This is a genomic window from Agromyces bracchium (assembly GCF_009709675.1).
Lineage (GTDB): Bacteria > Actinomycetota > Actinomycetes > Actinomycetales > Microbacteriaceae > Agromyces > Agromyces bracchium.
Genome location: NZ_WMLB01000006.1, coordinates 123313 through 141717, shown reverse-complemented (window position 1 = coordinate 141717; position 18405 = coordinate 123313). Strand labels below are relative to the sequence as shown.

Here is an 18405-nt window from a genome sequence, read left to right as displayed (position 1 = left end):
CCGATGACGGGGGCGCGAGCGCAGCGCCGGGGCGCCGGTGGCGCCACGCGCGTCGGCGCCACGCGCGTCGGCGCCGCACGGGTCGGCGCCCTACGGGTCAGCGCGCCGCGACCGCCCGGTCGTGCCATGCGCGCGCGGTCGCGTCGAGCAGTCCGCTCCAGTCGGTCGGCGCGAGACCGAAGGCCGAGGTCGTCTCTGCGGCATCCACGACGAACGGCCGCTCGAACTGGTACACGACGCCGCCCACCTCGCGGAGCACCGGCACGACGAGTCCCAGCGAGGAGAGCGCCCACCGCGGCATCCGTCGCAATGTCGGCTCGCCGGTGCCCGCGCGCTCGCCGAGGGCGGTGAGCACCTCTCGGACGCTCGCCGGCGGGTTCGACGGGACGATCCACGGCAGGCCCCAGGCACGTTCGTCGCGGCCGAGCACCTGGAGGGTCGCGGCGATGTCGTCGACGGCCGTCCAGGAGTGCGGGGCGTCGGGATCCCCGAACACGGTCGCGGACCTGCCCGCGAGCGTCGCCGCGGCGTACCTCGGCAGGAGCCCGTTGGCGACCGGCGCGGTCGGTCCGAGGTAGTCCGACGCCCGCGCCTCGGCGACGCGCACGCGGCCGGCGCGGTGCGCCGCGAGCGCCTCCTCCCACATGCGGGCGCGCAGCGCGCCCTTGTGGTCGGACGGCCGCAGGGGCGTGCCCTGCCGCATGGGCCCGTCGACCGGACCGTACCCGTACAGGTTGCCCATGATGACCAGCACCGCGCCGGATGCCTCGGCCGCGTGCAGGATCGACGCGGCGAGCGGCGGCCACACGCGTTCCCACTGCGGGTAAGCGCCCGGGTTGGCGCAGTTGTAGACGACCCAGGCGCCGCGCGCGGCCTCGGCGAGTCGGTCGCGGTCGGCGGCGTCGAGCGCGACGAGTTCGACGAGCGGATGCCGCGGCCCGCCGCCCGAGCGTGTGACGACGCGCACGCGCTCGCCGGCGTCCGCGAGCCGGATGGCGAGGGCGGTGCCGACGGGCCCGGCGCCGACGATGAGGTGTGCGGGTGCGGAGGCCGGCTCGAGTGCGGGTGCGGACGCGGGTGCGGTTTCGCTCATGTGCAGCATCCTGCACATGAGCTGTGTCGAACAGGTGAACGCGCGCGCCCCGGCGCCGAGGGGCCAGCGCGGGGAAGATGAGCGATCACATCTGGCCGGCGCGGTCGTGGCAGGTTAGCGGGTCGACGGCGATGGCGTGGCGCGATTTATCATTTGATCAGGGCATCTCATTCGAACCGAGAGCAATGTGACGCCGTGATGCATCCGTTATCGAAATCGTACTTGTGAGCGCTCACTTGTGAGCGCTAACATTCCAAGCGCGGCCCGAATGAACCGGCCGCCCGGCGCACCGAGACTCCGCAGCAGCCCCAGACGCCGGCAGTGAACAAGGAGGTTCCAGCTGATGAAGAAGCTCATCGGCATCGCGGCCGTCTCCGGCGCGATGCTCCTCGCCCTCACCGGATGCGCCAGTGGCGGCAGCGCCGCGAGCGAGGGTCCCAAGCCGCTCGACGAACTCGTGGTCGGGTTCGCCCAGGTCGGCGCCGAGTCGGGTTGGCGCACGGCCAACACGAAGGACATCCAGGCGTCCTTCGAGGAGGCGGGCATCGAGCTCAAGTTCTCCGACGCGCAGCAGAAGCAGGAGAACCAGATCAAGGCGATCCGCTCGTACATCCAGCAGCAGGTCGACGTCATCGCGTTCTCGCCCGTCGTCGAGACCGGCTGGGACGCCGTCCTCAACGAGGCGAAGGCCGCCGGCATCCCCGTGGTCCTCACCGACCGCGCCGTCGACTCGCAGGACGACTCGCTCTACGTGAGCTTCCTCGGTTCCGACTTCGTCGAAGAGGGCGAGAAGGCCGGCCAGTGGGTGCTCGACGAGTACGCCGACGCGTCCGAGCCGGTGCAGATCATCCAGCTCGAGGGCACGACTGGCGCCGCGCCCGCGATCGACCGCGCCGAGGGCTTCGCCGAGGTCATCTCCGCGAACCCGAACCTCGAGGTCGTCGCCAGCCAGACGGGCGACTTCACCCGTGCGGGCGGCAAGCAGGTGACCGAGGCGCTGCTGAAGTCGAACCCCGACGTCGACCTCATCTACGCGCACAACGACGACATGGGCCTCGGCGCGATCGAGGCGATCGAGGCGGCCGGCCTGGAGCCGGGCGTCGACATCAAGATCGTCACGGTCGACGCGGTGAAGGACGGCATGCAGGCCCTCGCCGACGGCAAGATCAACTTCATCGTCGAGTGCTCGCCGCTCCTCGGGGCGCAGCTCGTCGACATCGTGAAGCAGATCAACGACGGTGAGACGCCCGAGAAGCGCATCATCACCGAGGAGACGACCTTCACGCAGGAAGAGGCGATCGAGGCCCTGCCCACTCGCCAGTACTGACCCGGTCCGGCGGGCGCCCCAGTGGCGCCCGCCGGTCGGCCCGGGTGCGCGGTCGTCCATGCCGCGCACCCGTACACTTCGTCCCACCCGCGCCGCCAGCGGCGCATGAGCCGAGCGGATGGAAGCATCCGCTCGCGGACTCGATGGAGAGCACCGTGACCCAGCAGACCGAACCCGCCGCGCCGGCACAGGCAGCGCCACCGGCGACGGCGACCGCACCGGCGCCGGTCGTCGAGATGCGCGGCATCTCGATCGGCTTCCCGGGCGTGAAGGCCCTGGACGGCGTCGACTTCCGCATGTTCCCCGGCGAGGTGCACTCGCTCATGGGCGAGAACGGCGCGGGCAAGTCGACCCTCATCAAGGCGCTCACCGGCGTCTACGGCATCGATGCCGGCACGATCACCCTCGCCGGCGAGCAGGTGTCGTTCAGCGGGCCCGCGCAGGCGCAGGCCGCCGGCATCTCCACCGTCTACCAGGAGGTCAACCTCCTCCCGAACCTCTCGGTGGCCGAGAACATCATGCTCGGCCGCGAGCCCCACCGCTTCGGCGGCATCGACTGGCGCGCGATGCGCCGCCGCTCGGCCGAGCTGCTCGCCGGCCTCGGGCTCGACGTCGACCCGGGGTCGCTCCTCGGCGACCACTCGCTCGCCGTGCAGCAGCTCATCGCGATCGCGCGCGCGATCGACGTGAACGCGAAGGTCCTGATCCTCGACGAGCCGACGTCGAGCCTCGACGCCGACGAGGTCGCCGAGCTCTTCCGCGTCATCCGCTCGCTGAAGGGCCAAGGGGTCGCCATCCTCTTCGTCTCGCACTTCCTCGACCAGGTGTACGAGATCTGCGATCGCCTCACGGTGCTCCGCAACGGCCAGCTCGTGGGCGAGTACCTCGTCGACGAACTGCTGCGCATCGATCTCGTGCAGAAGATGATCGGCAAGGAGCTCACCGCACTCGACGACCTCGAGCACCGTGCGCACGCCGCGGTCGTCGACGAGACGGATGCCGCGACCTTCGTCACGGCGACGAAGCTCGGGCGGCGCGGGGCGATCAACCCGGCCGACCTGCCGATCGCGGTCGGCGAGGTCGTGGGCCTCGCAGGGCTGCTCGGCTCGGGCCGCACCGAGTTCGCACGCCTGCTCGGCGGCATCGACCGGGCCGACACGGGCGAGCTCACGATCCAGGGCGAGAACGTGAAGCTCCGCACGCCCCGGCAGGCCATCTCGAAGCGCATCGCGTTCTCGTCGGAGAACCGGCGCGACGAGGGCATCGTCGGCGAGCTCACGGTGCGCGACAACATCGTGCTCGCGCTGCAGGCCGACCGCGGATGGGCGCGGCCCATCCCGAAGAAGAAGCAGGACGAGCTCGCGCAATCCTACATCCAGGCCCTCAACATCCGGCCCGGCAACCCCGACGCGCTCGTGCGCAACCTCTCGGGCGGCAACCAGCAGAAGGTGCTGCTCGCCCGCTGGCTCGCGATCGCCCCCCGCCTGCTGATCCTCGACGAGCCCACGCGCGGCATCGACATCGGGGCGAAGGCCGAGATCCAGAAGCTCGTCTTCAACCTCGCCGAGAACGGCATGAGCGTGCTGTTCATCTCGGCCGAGCTGGAAGAGGTGCTGCGCCTCAGCCACCGCGTCGTGGTGCTCCGCGACCGGAACGTCGTCGCCGACCTCGAGAACGACGGGCTGACGGTCGACTCGCTGCTCGCGCTCATCGCCGACGGGCGCGTCGCCTCCGACGACGAGGCGCTCGACGAGCGCGCGCCGGCGGTCGCGGTCGCCGCCGTCGGTTCGGGCGCCGGCCCCGAGGCATCCGCCCCCACCACCCCCACCACCTCGACCACCGAAGGAGACCACTCGTGAGCGCGCTCGCCAAGATGGCGTCGAGCCGGCTGTTCTGGCCGGTCGTGATGCTCCTCGTGCTGTTCGCGATCAACCTGGTCGCGTTCCCCGGGTTCTTCGAGATCACGGTCCGCGACGGGCAGCTGTTCGGCAGCCTCATCGACATCCTGCGCAACGGCGCGCCGACCCTGATCATCGCCGTCGGCATGACCCTCGTGATCGCCACGCGCGGCATCGACCTCTCGGTCGGTGCGGTCGCCGCGATCTCGGGGGCGGTGGCGTGCTCGATCATCCTCGGCTCGCCCGACCCGGGCAGCCTCGCGACCGTGGCCGTCGCCGTGACCGTCGCACTCCTCATCTCGCTCGTGCTCGGCGTGTGGAACGGGTTCCTCGTCGCCGTGCTCGGCATCCAGCCGATCATCGCGACGCTCATCCTCATGACCGCCGGTCGGGGCGTGGCGATGCTCATCACCGAGGGGCAGATCCTCACGGTGAACAGCCCGCCGTTCAAGTTCCTCGGCTCGGGGTTCTGGCTCGGCGTGCCGATCGCGGTGATCATCGCGGCGGTCGTCTTCGGGCTCGCGGCCCTCCTCACGAGGCGCACCGCGCTCGGCATGTTCATCGAGTCGGTCGGCATCAACCCCGAGGCCAGCCGCCAGGCGGGCGTTCGGGCGCGCGGGCTGCTCTTCGCGGTCTACACGTTCTGCGCGCTGTGCGCGGCGATCGCGGGGCTCATCCTCACCGCGAACACCGCGGCGGCCGACGCCAACAACACGGGCCTCTTCATCGAGCTCGACGCGATCCTCGCGGTCGTCATCGGCGGTACGTCGCTCGCGGGCGGGCGGTACTCGCTCGTCGGCACGCTCGTCGGCGCGCTCGTCATCCAGACCCTCGTGACCACGGTGTACACGGTCGGCATCCCGCCGATCGCGACCATGGTGTTCAAGGCCGCGGTCGTCACGATCGTGTGCCTGCTGCAGTCGCCCACCACCGCCGAGGCGCTGAGCGGGTTCCGACGACGCCTCGCCGTCCGATCCGGGAAGGGGGTCGCCGCATCATGACGAAGCTCCTCGAGGCGCCCACGACGAACCGCCAGCCGCGTCAGCGCCGGGGCACCGGCGCCGGCGGCGCCGCCCCCTCGGGCACCGGCCGACGCAGCCCGCTCGCCGCGGCGCTCGGCCTGCTCACGAGCCCGAAGTACGGCCCCGTCACGGTCACTGGCCTGCTGTTCGTCGCGATCTTCGTGATCGGCGGCTTCCGGTACCGCGGCTTCTTCTCCGGCCAGGTGTTCCTCAACCTGTTCGTCGACAACGCGTACCTCATCGTGCTCGCGGTCGGCATGACCTTCGTGATCCTCACGGGCGGCATCGACCTGTCGGTCGGCGCGGTCGTCGCCCTGTCGGGGATGATCGCCGCGAGCCTGCTGCAGACCGGGTGGTCGCCGGGCGTCGTGATCCCGCTGATCCTCGTGCTCACGAGCATCCTCGGCCTCCTCGTGGGCCTCATGATCCACGTGTTCAAGGTGCAGCCGTTCATCGCGACGCTCGCGGCGATGTTCCTCGCGCGCGGCCTCTGCTACGTGATCAGCCAGTCGTCGATCTCGATCACCGACCCGACGTTCATCCAGCTCGCCGTCTCGCGGATCCCGCTCGGCGCGGGCCTGTCGATCACGCCGAGCGTGATCATCGCGCTCGTCGTCGTCGGAATCGCGGTGTGGGTGCTGCACGGAACGCGCTTCGGCCGCACGGTGTACGCGATCGGCGGCGGCGAGCAGTCGGGCACGCTCATGGGCCTGCCCGTGGCGCGCACCAAGGTGCTCGTCTACGTGATCTCGGGCTTCTGCTCGGGCCTCGCGGGCGTGCTGTTCACCTTCTACACGCTCTCGGGGTACCCGCTCACGGCGATCGGCACCGAGCTCGACGCGATCGCCGCGGTCGTGATCGGCGGCACGCTGCTCACCGGCGGCTACGGGTTCGTGCTCGGCTCGGTGCTCGGCGTCCTGGTGCTCGGCGTGATCCAGACGATCATCACCTTCGAGGGCACGCTCTCGTCGTGGTGGACGAAGATCTTCATCGGCGCGCTGCTGCTCGTGTTCATCATCCTGCAGAAGGTGCTGACGGCCAGGCGACGATGAGCGGCGACGGAGGGCGGCCCGCGCTCGCGGGGGTCCGTCCTCCCCGCACCGGGCGGCGGCGGATGGGATGATGGCGGGGAATGAGCGCGCCGCAGGCGCGGGGCAGGGAGCCGGTCGGAGAGTGAGCGACGACGAGAAGGCCAGGGCCGCGACGATCTTCGACGTGGCCAGGCTCGCCGGCGTGTCGCACCAGACCGTCTCGCGCGTGCTCAACGACCTGCCGAACGTGCGCCCGGCCACGCGCGCCCGCGTCGAGCAGGCCATCAAGCAGCTGCGCTACGTGCCCTCGCCCGCCGCGCGGGCGCTCGTCACGCGTCGCACCCGCACCCTCGGGCTGATCGTGACCGGCGCCCCCGACTACGGCCCCTCGAGCACCGCGCTGCACTTCAACGAGGCCGCGCGCGATGCGCGCTACTCGGTGATCACGGCGAGCATGCTCGAGACGGATGCCGCGAGCCTGCGCTCCACGGCCGAACTCCTCGTGCGCCAGAACGTCGAGGCGATCGTGCTCATCGCCGCGCAGCGCGCGGCACTCGACGCGCTCGACGGCATCGAGCTCGGCGTGCCCGTGGTGGCCGTGGCATCCGAGGACCGCGGTTCGATGCACCGCGTCTGGCTCGACCAGTACGCGGGCGCGCGCCTCGCCGTCGGGCACCTCGTCGAGCTCGGCCACCGCGAGATCCGGCACGTCAGCGGCCCCACCAACGCGATGGACGGCGCGGAGCGGGTGCGCGGCTGGGCCGCCGAGCTCGGCGAGCACGGCCTGCCCGCCCGCGAGCCGCTCGTCGGCGACTGGTCGCCGGGCAGCGGCTACGTGCATGGCCGCGCGCTCGCCGAGGACCGCGAGATGACCGCCGTGTTCGTCTCGAACGACCAGATGGCGCTCGGCGTGATCCACGCGCTCGCCGAGGCGGGGCGCTCGGTGCCGGGCGACGTGAGCGTCGTCGGCTTCGACGACATCCCCGAGGCCGAGTTCTTCGCGCCGCCGCTGACGACCGTTCGGCAGGACTTCGTCGAGCTCGGCCGCGACGCCATGGCCGGCGTGCTCGCCGTGCTCGGCGACGACGACCGGATGCCCGCGCCGCGCGTGCCCGACCTCATCGTGCGGGCGAGCACGGCCGCGCCGGCCGCCGGTGCCCCGGCGACCAGGACCGCTACCCGGACGACGGTCTCGTCGTAGCGGCGGCCGGCGCCGCTCGCGCCGCGTGTGACCGATAGCGCCGAGTGATGCCGGTGGCGCAGCATCACTCAGCGCGAACGGCATCACTCGCTGCGAGCGGGCCCTGGCGCGCCGGCGAATACGATCGTCGCGTGACGACCACCCGAACCCTGGCCGAGTCCCTGATCGCCGAACTCGAACCTCGCCTGGCAGACACGGCGTACGCCATCACCCCCACCGAGCGTGGCTTCGACGTCGCGCTCGACCTCGCCGATGCGAAGTGGTGGGTGCCGCTGAGCCGCAACGGGCTCCGCCAGACGTTCATCCACCAGGTCGCCGTCGACGAGTCGGCCCGCACCTACAGCGTGAACGACGTCTCCCGCACGATCGACTGGAAGGTCGGTGCGGACGGGCAGACGAGGACGCCGTCGTTGCGCATGGGGATGTCGGGTCAGTCGGGCTACGTGGCCGCGCGCCGCCGGAAGGTCGTTATCGGGCTCTCGGATCGGGGCCGCGTGGAGCCCGTCGTCGACATCGCGTTCGACTCCGCGGTGGCGAGGGAGCATGTCGACGCCGCGGCATCCGAGCTCGGCTTGTCCAAGAACCTGAGCCGCGACCAGCGCATCGGCCTGGGGTTCGGCATCGGCGGGCTCGCGATCGCAGCGCTGGCCATCCTGATGGTGGTCGTCAGCCAGTTCGTCGCCGGTTAGACCGCCGGCCCCCGCCCCGCGGGTGCGCGGATTCGCGACGGGTGCGCGGGCCCGCGCCTGCGCACCCGTCGCGAATCCGCGCAGTCGGCGGGAGGCGGGTTCGTGCGCCGCGCGCTCAGCGCTCGACGTGGGCGTCGAGGAAGTCGGCGATCGCCGCCGCCATGCTCTCGGGCTGCCACGAGTGCTGCACCGCGGGCACCGTGCCGCGCGACGCGTTCGGCATCGCCGAGACGATCGCGTCGGCCGCCGGCGCCATCCCGCTCGGCACGCCCTCGTCGCCGACGAGCACGAGCGTGGGCGCCTGGATCGACCCGAACAGCTCGGCGTGCGGCGCGGACTGCGCCCAGGCGAGGGACTCGGCATCCGCTTCGAGGCTCGGGCCGATGCGCACCATGAGGGGCCAGGCCGGGCTGCCCTTCGACTGCTCGAGCCACTCGCGCGGCATGTCCTTCATGAAGTACTCGACGACCGCGTCGGGGTCGTCGCCCGCGATGCGTTCGCGGAGGCCCGCGAGGAAGTCCGCGCCCTCGGGGCCCTGCTCCGCACCGATCGGCACCTCGAAGCCGACGATCGCGGTCACGGGCAGGCCGTGCGCCGCGGCCGCGAGCGCGATCGCGCCGCCCGACGAATTGCCGAACAGGGCGACGCCCTCGCCGAGCTCGTGGACGCGCCCGAGCTCGGCGACGATCGCGCGGAGGTCGGCGAGCGTCTCGTGCAGGCCCATCGGCACGTCGTGCGCGCTCTCGCCGCGTCCGCGCCGGTCGTAGTTGACGACCGTGTAGCCGCGTGCGGCGAGCAGGGTCGCGAGCTGCTTCGTGGTCGGATCGAACGCGCGGAACTGGAACGCGCCGCCGACGAGGATCACGGGAGGGCCCTCGCCCTCGCGGTCGTACGCGATCGAAGCGCCGTCGTGCGAGATGACGGTGTGGGACATTGGGTCCTTCCTTCGCAGGTGATCTGCGTCGGGTACTGGTCCGCCGTCAGGCTAGCCCGCCCGGGGCGGTGCGCGGTAGGGGTCGACGGATGGCACGAGCGGCGCACCTGAGGCGGCCGCGGTGAGCAGGGAAGGGTCTAAGCTTTCCCTCCTGCCCACCAGGCAGGCGAATCCGGCGCCCCGGTCGATGGGGAGCTGAGCGTGGATCCGGTGTCATGCGAGTACAGCCTCGGGTCGCATGCCCGAGGCGAGGTTCACCGGTACCCCGCCCCCGGCCTGATCGAGCTCGGCGATGCCGCCGTCCGGGTGATCGATGCGTGCCTGCGCGCGGGTGGGAGGCCCCTGATCGTCGGGGGAGCGGTGCGCGACGCGATCCGCACACCCGGAATTCGAGCCGGTGACGTGGACATCGAGGTGCACGGCGAGGTCGATGTCGCGGCGGTCGAGTCCGAGCTCTCGGCCGTCGGGCGCACCGACCGGACGGGCGCCCACTTCGAGATCCTCCGCGTCACGGCTGCGGGCGAGCACTTCGACGTGTCGGTGACGACGCTGGTCGAGCGCGAGGCGTTCGCGCGGCGCGACTTCACCATCAACGCGATGGGATGGGACCCGGTCAGCGGCGAGCTGATCGACCCGTTCGGCGGCGCCGCGGACCTCCGCGACGGTGTGCTGCGTCACACCTCCGACCGGTTCGCCGACGATCCGGCTCGCGTCCTGCGCGCAATGCAGCTGGCAGCGCGCTTCGGCCTCCGCCTGGACTTGGCGACGGCCCGGCTCGCCCGAGCCATCCGCCCGTCGTTCGCCTTGCTCCCCGTCGAGCGCGTCTGGCTCGAGTGGCGGAAGCTCGCGCGCTCCGGCGTGGACATCTCGGCCGGCCTGCGGGTTCTCGAGGCGACCGGGTGGCTCGCGTGCTTCCCCGAGCTGGCGGCCACGCGCGGGTGCGAGCAGGACCCCTCGTGGCATCCGGAGGGCGACGTCTTCACGCACCTCGGCCTCGCCGCAGACGAATGCGCGCGCGTCGCCGTCGAGGAGGGATGGGATGGGCTCCGTCGTGAGCGCGTCGTCCTCGCGACGCTCCTGCACGACCTCGGCAAGCCGCAGACCACCGTCCGGGAGGTCGACGGGCGCATCACGAGCCGGGGGCACGCGCAGGTCGGGGCGGAGGTCGCGCGCGCATTCCTGCGCAGGATCGGCGCGCCCCATCCGCTGACCGCGGACGTCGCGACCCTCGTCGCGGAGCACATGACCGCGACCACCGTGCCCGGGCGGCCGAGTCGCCACGCCGTGCGCCGACTCGGGCGCCGGCTCGGTCGGGTGTCGATCGACGACTGGGCGGCGGTCGTCGACGCGGACTGCGCCGGCCGAGGTGCGGGGGCGCGTCCATCACCGGCACGCGAGTGGCTGGACCGATGGCGCGCGGATGACCGTGCGGGCAGCGTGCCCCTGCTCACCGGGCGCGACCTCATCGACCACGGGACGGCCCCGGGGCCCGACTTCAAGGCCGTGCTCGTCGCGGCGCTCGACGCGCAGGACGCGGGGGAGTTCGTGGACCACGACGGTGCGCTCGGCTGGCTGCGGGCGCGTCGTGGACGGTGATGGATCGCGCTGACCCGATTCGGCGTCAGATCTTCAGGGCGCCCGTGATCCATCCCGCGGGCGCGCCCATGCGCGTCAGCGCCAACCGGTGATGAGGTCCCGGATCGTTCGCTCGTAGGGTCCACGCTCGAACCGGAGCGTGAACGGAGGACGGTCGGTGGCGATCTCTCCGGTGATCCGATCCTGGTAGGCGACGTCCCGCCACTCGACGATCGACTCCTCGACGCGGACGTCCGCACTGATCGCGCCGCACCAGATGTCTCCGCAGAGCCCGCAGAACAAGATTGCCGTGCGCCCGTCCGGAAAGCGCACCCACTCCTCGTCCGGCCCGACCTCGTCGGCGAGCAGCGCCCTGAGGCTGGCGACGACGACCGCGTCGCCGGCCTCCGGCCCCCACATGAGCGGCCGGTCGTCCGCTCGGGGGTGACCTATCGAGGCACGCTCGCGCAGCGGTCGACCATCCACCAGCCAATCCCGGAACCGGACCACCTCGCGGGTCCTCGTGCGCCGCGGCCAGCGCCCCGTGACCGCCTCTGTGCTCGTCTCGGTCCAGGCCGAGCCGAGCACGGAGAGCGCTGGTTCGCGCGGGGCTGCGGGCATGAGGGGAGCGTACCCGGGCCGTGCCATCTCCTCGTCTCGGACATCTGATGCGGCCACAACGGACACCGAGTACGGCGATCGTGCCGAACTCTCTGCGTCCTGAATTGGGCGAACGGGCGTGTCGCGGCTCAGCGGCGATCGATACCGAGAGGCTTGGGACGTGACGCACGCCTACGATCGTGACCAGCCGCTCGCCGTGACGACGCCGACGGGGGAAATGGTCCGATGAAGTCAGCGCTCCTGAGCTTCCGTGACCGAGCCGTTTTCGTCGCACGATCAGAGTGGGTCTACATCGTCGCCGTGGTGAGCTTCCTAGTTGGACTTGTTCCTTCGCTCCTTGCGCTCCCCCCAGAACTCGCCGCGGTCTATGCGGCAGCAAGTCTCGTCCTCGGAGTTGTACTTCTGGCCCTCGACAGCATTGGCCTGCTTGGCAGGTGGTCAAAGTGGAACTTCCGTCCGCTTAGCAGGCCAATCCGCTTCGGCTCGCGGCGCCTCTACTCTGATGAGCTTCCCCTGATCATCGAGAGCGACGAAGGTTCCGTTGCAGTGAACCCCGCCATAGATCTCGAACTCCCTGGGAGCCACATTCCTTTCGTAGTCGAAGATCACCGCTACCGTCTCCCGGATGATCTCAGGCAGTTGGCTCCGTTCCTCCTTCGTCATAGTGCCACCGGACGCTTCCCTTTCAACGGCCCAAATGTCGGGCTCATGTCGGACCTGGATTCGGAGTCAGTGTCGGCTGGGCGTGCCGTTCGACTTCGGGAGGGTGACTTCTATTCCGCGTTGTGTTCGAACGAAGCGACGAAGCTCGCGATCGAGCGAGAGGTCGACGGCGAGATGGTCGCGTTCGATTTCGCTGACCGCTATGTGTTTCGAGAGCAGGGCGGCCTGATGCCGCTTGAGGTGAGCCGGCTCAACAACGGGCTTGGTGCGTCGGTGCTTGCGATCACGTCGGACGATCGGCTCGTCGTCACGCTGCAGTCGACTCACGCTCAAGCGGGCGCTGGACTATGGGCGCCATCTGGATCGGGTGCGCTCGAGCCACGGGATCTCGACGCGGCCGCGAGTCGCGAGCTGGGCGAGGCGTTCGCTGCTGGTGTCGCACGCGAACTGAACGAGGAGACTCGTATTCCCACATCGGCGTTCGGGCGCGTGACTCTCGTCGGATACGGACGGTGGCTCGATCGCGGCGGCAAGCCCGAACTGTTTGGAGTCGTCCCGGTGAATCTCCCTCATGATGACCGTCTGATGCCGAAGCCAACTTCGCGAATCCATGCCATCGGCTCGGACGAACGCAACTGGACACGACGAGTCGACTACGTCCAACTCGACCTCGGCGCGCCAGTACGACGTCCGAGTAGTTCTAGCAACCGGAGACGTAAGCGACGACCAATGTGGCGAGACACCGGGCTAGTTCCGGATCTGGGCCCGCTCGAGAGCGGGATATCCGTTCCGCTCGACATGGCGCTCGACGCCCTTGCTCGTCAGTTGGCGGCTGACCCGAGTCTGATGGCCACGGCGAGAGCTTCCTGAGCGCCGACGCCCTCGCTTGGTGGGCGAGGCTGCGTGACGGCGTCCGAGACGCTGGCCGGTCGACGACATCTCGCATCCTCCGTGAGGCGGGCTCAGTCGCCGTTCTTCCGCTTGTCCCGTACCTTCAGCCCGCCCGCGGGCGCGGGCTGGACAAGGAACAGCTCGGTCGCGCGCACCAGGTCCGACAGCTTTTCGTAGCCCCAGTTGCGCGAGTCGAAGTCGGGCTGCTGGTTCCGGATCACATGGCCCACCGCGGAGAGATTCGCCCACCCGTCCTCCTGCGATGCGGTCACGACGCTTGCCCGCAGGCCGGACACGAGCTTGGTGTCGCTTCGCAGCTTCGCCGGCGGTACGCGTGTCGGCGCCGGGGACGTGGTCTCCTCCGCCGGCTCGTCGAGCACTTCGAGGTAGGTGAACCGGTCGCACGCGTTGCGAAACGCTTCGGGCGTCTTGCGCTCGCCGAACCCGTAGACCGTGACACCCTCCTCGCGGATGCGCGACGCGAGACGCGTGAAGTCGCTGTCGGAAGACACGATGCAGAACGCGTGGAAGCGTCGCGTGTACAGCAGGTCCATGGCGTCGATGATCAGCGCGCTGTCGGTCGCGTTCTTGCCGACCGTGTTCGCGAACTGCTGCATCGGCTGGATGACGTGCTCACTCGCGACCGTCTTCCAGCTGCCGAGGGTCGGCCTCGTCCAGTCGCCGTACACCCGCTTCACCGATGCCGTGCCGAAGCCCGCCACCTCCGCGAGGACCGCACCGATCTTCGACGGCGGTACGTTGTCGGCGTCGATGAGGACGGCGAGGAGTTCGTTCGGCGCTGCCATCCGCCCAGCATGGCAGCGGAGTCGCGCCCGGCGCCCGATTCCGTCGAATCCACCACGACGCGCCGTGGCATCCGTCGCGGGAATGTCGGTGGGTGGTGGCAGCATTACCAGCGGACGCCACCAGATGTTGTGGTCGGCGGGCCGATGAGGGCCAGATGTCGGGTCGGGGGAGCCGGTATGTCGCGTGAAGCCGTCGCCAGCGGGGGTCGTGGCATCGTCGCACGGGCGGTGCGGATGCCTCGTGCCGGCGTGGTGCGGGGGCGACACGCCGACGACACGCCCGACATCCATTCACAGGCCGGCTCTGCACAGATGAGCAGGCCTGTGGAGAACGGAAACCCGAACCGCGGAAATCCGCCGATCAGACCGGCTTCGGCCTGTGAGTGAACGGTGGAGAACGCGGTGGAAAACTACACGGATGTAACTACATCATCTTGTGGTCGTGCAATTGCCCAGACACAAGATGTAGTATCGAAGAGTTGAAGCAACACCGGGGGAACGGCTCCTCCAGGAGCCAGAGAAGAGGGGTCACAGAGATGACGGTCACGGTCTACACCAAGCCTTCCTGCGTCCAGTGCAATGCCACGTACCGCGCCCTCGACAGCAAGGGCATCGAGTACGAAGTGCTCGACCTCTCGCAGGATGAGACCGCCCTCGCCGCGGTCAAGGAGCTCGGCTACCTGCAGGCCCCGGTCGTCATCACCGACGAAGACCACTGGTCGGGCTTCCGTCCCGACAAGATCGACGAGCTGGCGAGCCGCCTCGCATAACCGGTCTCGATACGCCGGCTTTGCGCGGCTACTCGACCACCGGCCACGGGGGCTGACATGACGAACCTCATCTACTTCTCGAGCGTGTCGGGCAACACCGCGCGCTTCGTCGAGAAGCTCGGTCGGCCGGCGGCGCGCATCCCGCTCCATGCGAAGGATGCCGCGCTCGTGGCCGACGAGCCCTACGTCCTCGTGGTCCCGACCTACGGGGGAGGGGACGGCAAGGGCGCCGTGCCCAAGCAGGTCATCAGGTTCCTGAACGACCCGCACAACCGCGCACTCATCCGCGGCGTGATCGCCGCGGGCAACACCAACTTCGGTACGGCCTACGGCCTCGCGGGCGACATCGTCGCCGCGAAGTGCCATGTGCCGCACCTCTACCGCTTCGAAGTATTCGGAACACCAGACGACGTTCGCGCCGTCGACGAGGGATTGGACGCATTTTGGTCAACGCAGCAGCAGGCGCCGCAGGCGACAGTGGCGTAGCGGTCATCGACGCACCGCGCTCGAGCAACTCGGGGATGGACTACCACGCCCTGAACGCGATGCTGAACCTCTACAGCGCCGACGGGAAGATCCAGTTCGAGAAGGACAAGGAGGCGGCGCGGGAGTACTTCCTCCAGCACGTCAACCAGAACACGGTCTTCTTCCACTCGCTGAAGGAGCGGCTCGACTACCTCGTCGAGAAGGAGTACTACGAGCCCGAGACGCTCGGCATGTACTCGTTCGAGTTCATCCAGAAGCTCAACGACCTGGCCTACTCGAAGAAGTTCCGCTTCGAGACGTTCCTCGGCGCGTTCAAGTACTACACGAGCTACACGCTGAAGACCTTCGACGGCAAGCGGTACCTCGAGCGCTTCGAGGACCGCGTCGTCATGACCGCGCTCGGCCTCGCGCAGGGTGACGAGCAGCTCGCGACCGAGCTGGTGGAGGAGATCATCTCCGGCCGCTTCCAGCCGGCGACGCCGACGTTCCTCAACACGGGCAAGGCGCAGCGCGGCGAGCTCGTATCGTGCTTCCTGCTCCGCATCGAGGACAACATGGAGTCGATCTCGCGGGGCATCAACTCGTCGCTGCAGCTGTCGAAGCGCGGCGGTGGCGTGGCACTCCTGCTCAGCAACATCCGCGAGTCGGGTGCGCCCATCAAGCAGATCGAGAACCAGTCGTCGGGCATCATCCCCGTGATGAAGCTGCTCGAGGACTCGTTCTCGTACGCCAACCAGCTCGGCGCGCGCCAGGGCGCCGGTGCGGTGTACCTGTCGGCGCACCACCCCGACATCATGCGGTTCCTCGACACCAAGCGCGAGAACGCCGACGAGAAGATCCGCATCAAGACGCTCTCCCTCGGCGTCGTCGTGCCCGACATCACGTTCGAGCTCGCGAAGAACAACGAGGACATGTACCTCTTCTCGCCGTACGACGTCGAGCGCGTCTACGGCAAGCCGTTCGGCGACGTGCCGATCACCGAGAACTACCGCGCCATGGTCGACGACCCGCGCATCAAGAAGACGAAGATCAACGCGCGCGAGTTCTTCCAGACGATCGCCGAGATCCAGTTCGAGTCGGGCTACCCCTACATCGTGTTCGAGGACACGGTGAACAAGGCCAACCCGATCAAGGGCCGGATCAACATGTCGAACCTGTGCTCCGAGATCCTCCAGGTCAACACGCCGACGACCTACAACGAAGACCTCTCCTACGCCCAGATCGGCAAGGACATCTCGTGCAACCTCGGGTCGATGAACATCGCGCTGTCGATGGACTCGCCCGACCTCGGCAAGACGGTGGAGACCGCCATCCGCGGCCTCACCGCCGTCTCGAACATGTCGCACATCTCGTCGGTGCGGTCCGTCGAAGACGGCAACGACAAGTCGCACGCCATCGGCCTCGGCCAGATGAACCTGCACGGCTACCTCGCCCGCGAGCGCATCCACTACGGCAGCGAGGAGGGCATCGACTTCACGAACATCTACTTCTACACGGTGCTCTTCCACGCGCTGCGCGCGTCGAACCGCATCGCGATCGAGCGCGGTGAGGCCTTCGACGGGTTCGCCGACTCGAAGTACGCGTCGGGCGAGTTCTTCGACAAGTACACGGATGCCGCGTGGGTGCCCCAGACCGCACGGGTCATCGAGCTGTTCGCCGACGCCGGCGTGCACATCCCGACGCAGCACGACTGGCAGGAGCTGAAGGCCTCCATCCAGGAGCACGGCATCTACAACCAGAACCTGCAGGCGGTGCCGCCGACCGGCTCGATCTCGTACATCAACAACTCGACGTCGTCGATCCACCCGATCGCGTCGAAGATCGAGATCCGCAAGGAAGGCAAGCTCGGTCGCGTCTACTACCCGGCGCCGTTCATGACGAACGACAACCTCGAGTACTACGAGGACGCGTACGAGATCGGCTACGAGAAGGTCATCGACACCTACGCCGCGGCGACGCAGCACGTCGACCAGGGCCTCTCGCTCACGCTGTTCTTCAAGGACACCGCGACGACGCGCGACATCAACAAGGCCCAGATCTACGCCTGGCGCAAGGGCATCAAGACGATCTACTACATCCGGCTGCGTCAGCAGGCGCTCGAGGGCACAGAGCTGGAAATGTGCGTCTCGTGCACACTATGAGCATTTCTCACGTTCCGGTGGTCGAGTAGCACCGGCGAAGCCGGAGCGTATCGAGACCCATATCGAGACCCACTCCTGAAGATAAGGACAGAACGGATGACTCTCACCGACCCGGTGAACTCGGCCACCAACGACCCGGCCCACGGCGGCAAGGTGAAGCTGGTCAGCCACGTCAACGCGATCAACTGGAACCGCATCCAGGACGACAAGGATCTCGAGGTCTGGAACCGCCTGGTCAACAACTTCTGGCTGCCCGAGAAGGTGCCGCTGTCGAATGACGTGCAGTCGTGGAACCAGCTGACGCCCGAAGAGCAGACCACGACGATGCGGGTGTTCACGGGCCTCACGCTGCTCGACACCATCCAGGGCACGGTCGGTGCAGTCTCGCTCATCCCCGACTCGCTGACCCCGCACGAGGAGGCGGTGTACACCAACATCGCGTTCATGGAGTCGGTGCACGCGAAGAGCTATTCGTCGATCTTCTCGACGCTGTGCTCGACGAAGGACATCGACGAGGCGTTCCGCTGGTCGGTCGAGAACGAGCACCTGCAGAAGAAGGCCTCCATCGTGATGGAGTACTACCGCGGTGACGAGCCCCTGAAGCGCAAGGTCGCTTCGACGCTGCTCGAGTCGTTCCTCTTCTACTCAGGCTTCTACCTGCCGATGCACTGGTCGTCGCGCGCGAAGCTGACCAACACCGCCGACCTCATCCGCCTCATCATCCGCGACGAGGCAGTGCACGGCTACTACATCGGCTACAAGTTCCAGCGTGGACTCGAGCTGGTCGACCAGGCCAAGCGCGACGAGATCAAGGACTACACGTTCTCGCTGCTCTACGAGCTCTACGACAACGAGGTGCAGTACACGCAGAGCCTCTACGACGGCCTCGGCCTCACGGAAGACGTCAAGAAGTTCCTGCACTACAACGCCAACAAGGCCCTCATGAACCTCGGCTACGAGTCGATGTTCCCCTCCTCGGTCACCGACGTGAACCCGGCGATCCTCGCCTCGCTCTCGCCGAACGCCGACGAGAACCACGACTTCTTCTCGGGCTCGGGCTCCTCGTACGTGATCGGCAAGGCGGTCAACACGGAGGACGAGGACTGGGACTTCTGATCTCCCGATTCTGACTCCGGCCCGAGACGGCTGGTGAGAGGCCCGGATTCTGGGCCGATGCGACGGTCACTGGAAACCACCGCGTCGGGGTCAGTCGAGCAGCATGAGAGCGTGCACCGGAAGAGCGAACTGGCCGAGGGC

The 18405-nt window shown here is 68.8% G+C and carries 16 protein-coding genes; 12 read left to right on the top strand and 4 right to left on the bottom strand.

Annotated elements, in window-relative coordinates:
* Positions 1–97: 97 nt before the first annotated feature.
* On the bottom strand, positions 98–1093 hold the full coding sequence (locus GJ743_RS01910; RefSeq protein ID WP_155050239.1) for an NAD-dependent epimerase/dehydratase family protein: 996 nt from the start codon (positions 1091–1093) through the stop codon (positions 98–100).
* 343 nt (positions 1094–1436) lie between these two features.
* Here GJ743_RS01910 and GJ743_RS01905 point away from each other — a divergent pair, with 343 nt between their 5' ends.
* From GJ743_RS01905 to GJ743_RS01880, 6 genes are all read left to right on the top strand, one after another.
* The gene (locus GJ743_RS01905) at positions 1437–2420 is read left to right on the top strand and encodes an ABC transporter substrate-binding protein (RefSeq protein ID WP_196216876.1); all 984 of its coding nucleotides are present in this window, start codon (positions 1437–1439) and stop codon (positions 2418–2420) included.
* Between the two features lie 236 nt (positions 2421–2656).
* Complete coding sequence (locus GJ743_RS01900; RefSeq protein WP_230386380.1) at positions 2657–4279, top strand: sugar ABC transporter ATP-binding protein; 1623 nt, start codon at positions 2657–2659, stop codon at positions 4277–4279.
* Complete coding sequence (locus GJ743_RS01895) at positions 4276–5319, top strand: ABC transporter permease (protein ID WP_271192549.1); 1044 nt, start codon at positions 4276–4278, stop codon at positions 5317–5319. Before GJ743_RS01900 ends, GJ743_RS01895 begins: the two co-directional genes overlap by 4 nt.
* Positions 5316–6392 carry a galactofuranose ABC transporter, permease protein YjfF gene (gene yjfF / locus GJ743_RS01890; protein ID WP_155050236.1) on the top strand — a complete coding sequence of 359 codons (1077 nt, stop codon included), beginning with the start codon at positions 5316–5318 and terminating at the stop codon, positions 6390–6392. The genes GJ743_RS01895 and yjfF overlap by 4 nt, the downstream gene beginning before the upstream one ends.
* A gap of 121 nt (positions 6393–6513) precedes the next feature.
* Positions 6514–7572, top strand: coding sequence for a LacI family DNA-binding transcriptional regulator (locus tag GJ743_RS01885; protein ID WP_328288690.1), 1059 nt, complete (start codon positions 6514–6516; stop codon positions 7570–7572).
* Between the two features lie 131 nt (positions 7573–7703).
* On the top strand, positions 7704–8261 hold the full coding sequence (locus GJ743_RS01880) for a hypothetical protein (RefSeq protein WP_155050234.1): 558 nt from the start codon (positions 7704–7706) through the stop codon (positions 8259–8261).
* 115 nt (positions 8262–8376) lie between these two features.
* Here the strand turns inward: GJ743_RS01880 and GJ743_RS01875 are convergent, their stop codons facing one another.
* On the bottom strand, positions 8377–9195 hold the full coding sequence (locus GJ743_RS01875; protein WP_155050233.1) for an alpha/beta fold hydrolase: 819 nt from the start codon (positions 9193–9195) through the stop codon (positions 8377–8379).
* Positions 9196–9396: 201 nt separating this feature from the next.
* On the opposite strand from GJ743_RS01875, the gene GJ743_RS01870 reads away from it, so the two are divergent.
* Entirely contained in the window at positions 9397–10791 is a 1395-nt protein-coding gene (locus GJ743_RS01870; RefSeq protein WP_328288689.1) for a CCA tRNA nucleotidyltransferase, read from the top strand.
* Between the two features lie 75 nt (positions 10792–10866).
* Here GJ743_RS01870 and GJ743_RS01865 read toward each other — a convergent pair whose 3' ends face one another.
* Positions 10867–11280 carry a hypothetical protein gene (locus GJ743_RS01865; protein ID WP_155050231.1) on the bottom strand — a complete coding sequence of 138 codons (414 nt, stop codon included), beginning with the start codon at positions 11278–11280 and terminating at the stop codon, positions 10867–10869.
* Between the two features lie 336 nt (positions 11281–11616).
* Here GJ743_RS01865 and GJ743_RS01860 point away from each other — a divergent pair, with 336 nt between their 5' ends.
* Complete coding sequence (locus GJ743_RS01860) at positions 11617–12924, top strand: NUDIX hydrolase (RefSeq protein WP_155050230.1); 1308 nt, start codon at positions 11617–11619, stop codon at positions 12922–12924.
* 92 nt (positions 12925–13016) lie between these two features.
* On the opposite strand, the gene GJ743_RS01855 is transcribed toward GJ743_RS01860, so the two are convergent.
* Entirely contained in the window at positions 13017–13751 is a 735-nt protein-coding gene (locus GJ743_RS01855) for an NYN domain-containing protein (protein ID WP_155050229.1), read from the bottom strand.
* Positions 13752–14287: 536 nt separating this feature from the next.
* Here GJ743_RS01855 and nrdH point away from each other — a divergent pair.
* The 4 genes from nrdH to nrdF all read left to right on the top strand — a co-directional run bounded on the left by nrdH (position 14288) and on the right by nrdF (position 18264).
* Entirely contained in the window at positions 14288–14521 is a 234-nt protein-coding gene (gene nrdH / locus GJ743_RS01850; RefSeq protein ID WP_067945991.1) for a glutaredoxin-like protein NrdH, read from the top strand.
* A 57-nt stretch (positions 14522–14578) separates the two neighbouring features.
* Complete coding sequence (gene nrdI, locus GJ743_RS01845; RefSeq protein WP_155050228.1) at positions 14579–15007, top strand: class Ib ribonucleoside-diphosphate reductase assembly flavoprotein NrdI; 429 nt, start codon at positions 14579–14581, stop codon at positions 15005–15007.
* A 35-nt stretch (positions 15008–15042) separates the two neighbouring features.
* The gene (gene nrdE, locus GJ743_RS01840; RefSeq protein WP_155050227.1) at positions 15043–17148 is read left to right on the top strand and encodes a class 1b ribonucleoside-diphosphate reductase subunit alpha; all 2106 of its coding nucleotides are present in this window, start codon (positions 15043–15045) and stop codon (positions 17146–17148) included.
* A gap of 96 nt (positions 17149–17244) precedes the next feature.
* Entirely contained in the window at positions 17245–18264 is a 1020-nt protein-coding gene (gene nrdF, locus GJ743_RS01835; protein WP_155050226.1) for a class 1b ribonucleoside-diphosphate reductase subunit beta, read from the top strand.
* The last annotated feature ends 141 nt before the right edge of the window (positions 18265–18405 follow it).

Coding starts and splice junctions, on each gene's coding strand:
- GJ743_RS01910 (WP_155050239.1), bottom strand. CDS start 1,093: ATGAGCGAAACCGCACCCGCGTCCGCACCCGCACTCGAGCCGGCCTCC.
- GJ743_RS01905 (WP_196216876.1), top strand. CDS start 1,437: ATGAAGAAGCTCATCGGCATCGCGGCCGTCTCCGGCGCGATGCTCCTC.
- GJ743_RS01900 (WP_230386380.1), top strand. CDS start 2,657: ATGCGCGGCATCTCGATCGGCTTCCCGGGCGTGAAGGCCCTGGACGGC.
- yjfF (WP_155050236.1), top strand. CDS start 5,316: ATGACGAAGCTCCTCGAGGCGCCCACGACGAACCGCCAGCCGCGTCAG.
- GJ743_RS01875 (WP_155050233.1), bottom strand. CDS start 9,195: ATGTCCCACACCGTCATCTCGCACGACGGCGCTTCGATCGCGTACGAC.
- GJ743_RS01860 (WP_155050230.1), top strand. CDS start 11,617: ATGAAGTCAGCGCTCCTGAGCTTCCGTGACCGAGCCGTTTTCGTCGCA.
- GJ743_RS01855 (WP_155050229.1), bottom strand. CDS start 13,751: ATGGCAGCGCCGAACGAACTCCTCGCCGTCCTCATCGACGCCGACAAC.
- nrdH (WP_067945991.1), top strand. CDS start 14,288: ATGACGGTCACGGTCTACACCAAGCCTTCCTGCGTCCAGTGCAATGCC.
- nrdI (WP_155050228.1), top strand. CDS start 14,579: ATGACGAACCTCATCTACTTCTCGAGCGTGTCGGGCAACACCGCGCGC.
- nrdE (WP_155050227.1), top strand. CDS start 15,043: ATGGACTACCACGCCCTGAACGCGATGCTGAACCTCTACAGCGCCGAC.
- nrdF (WP_155050226.1), top strand. CDS start 17,245: ATGACTCTCACCGACCCGGTGAACTCGGCCACCAACGACCCGGCCCAC.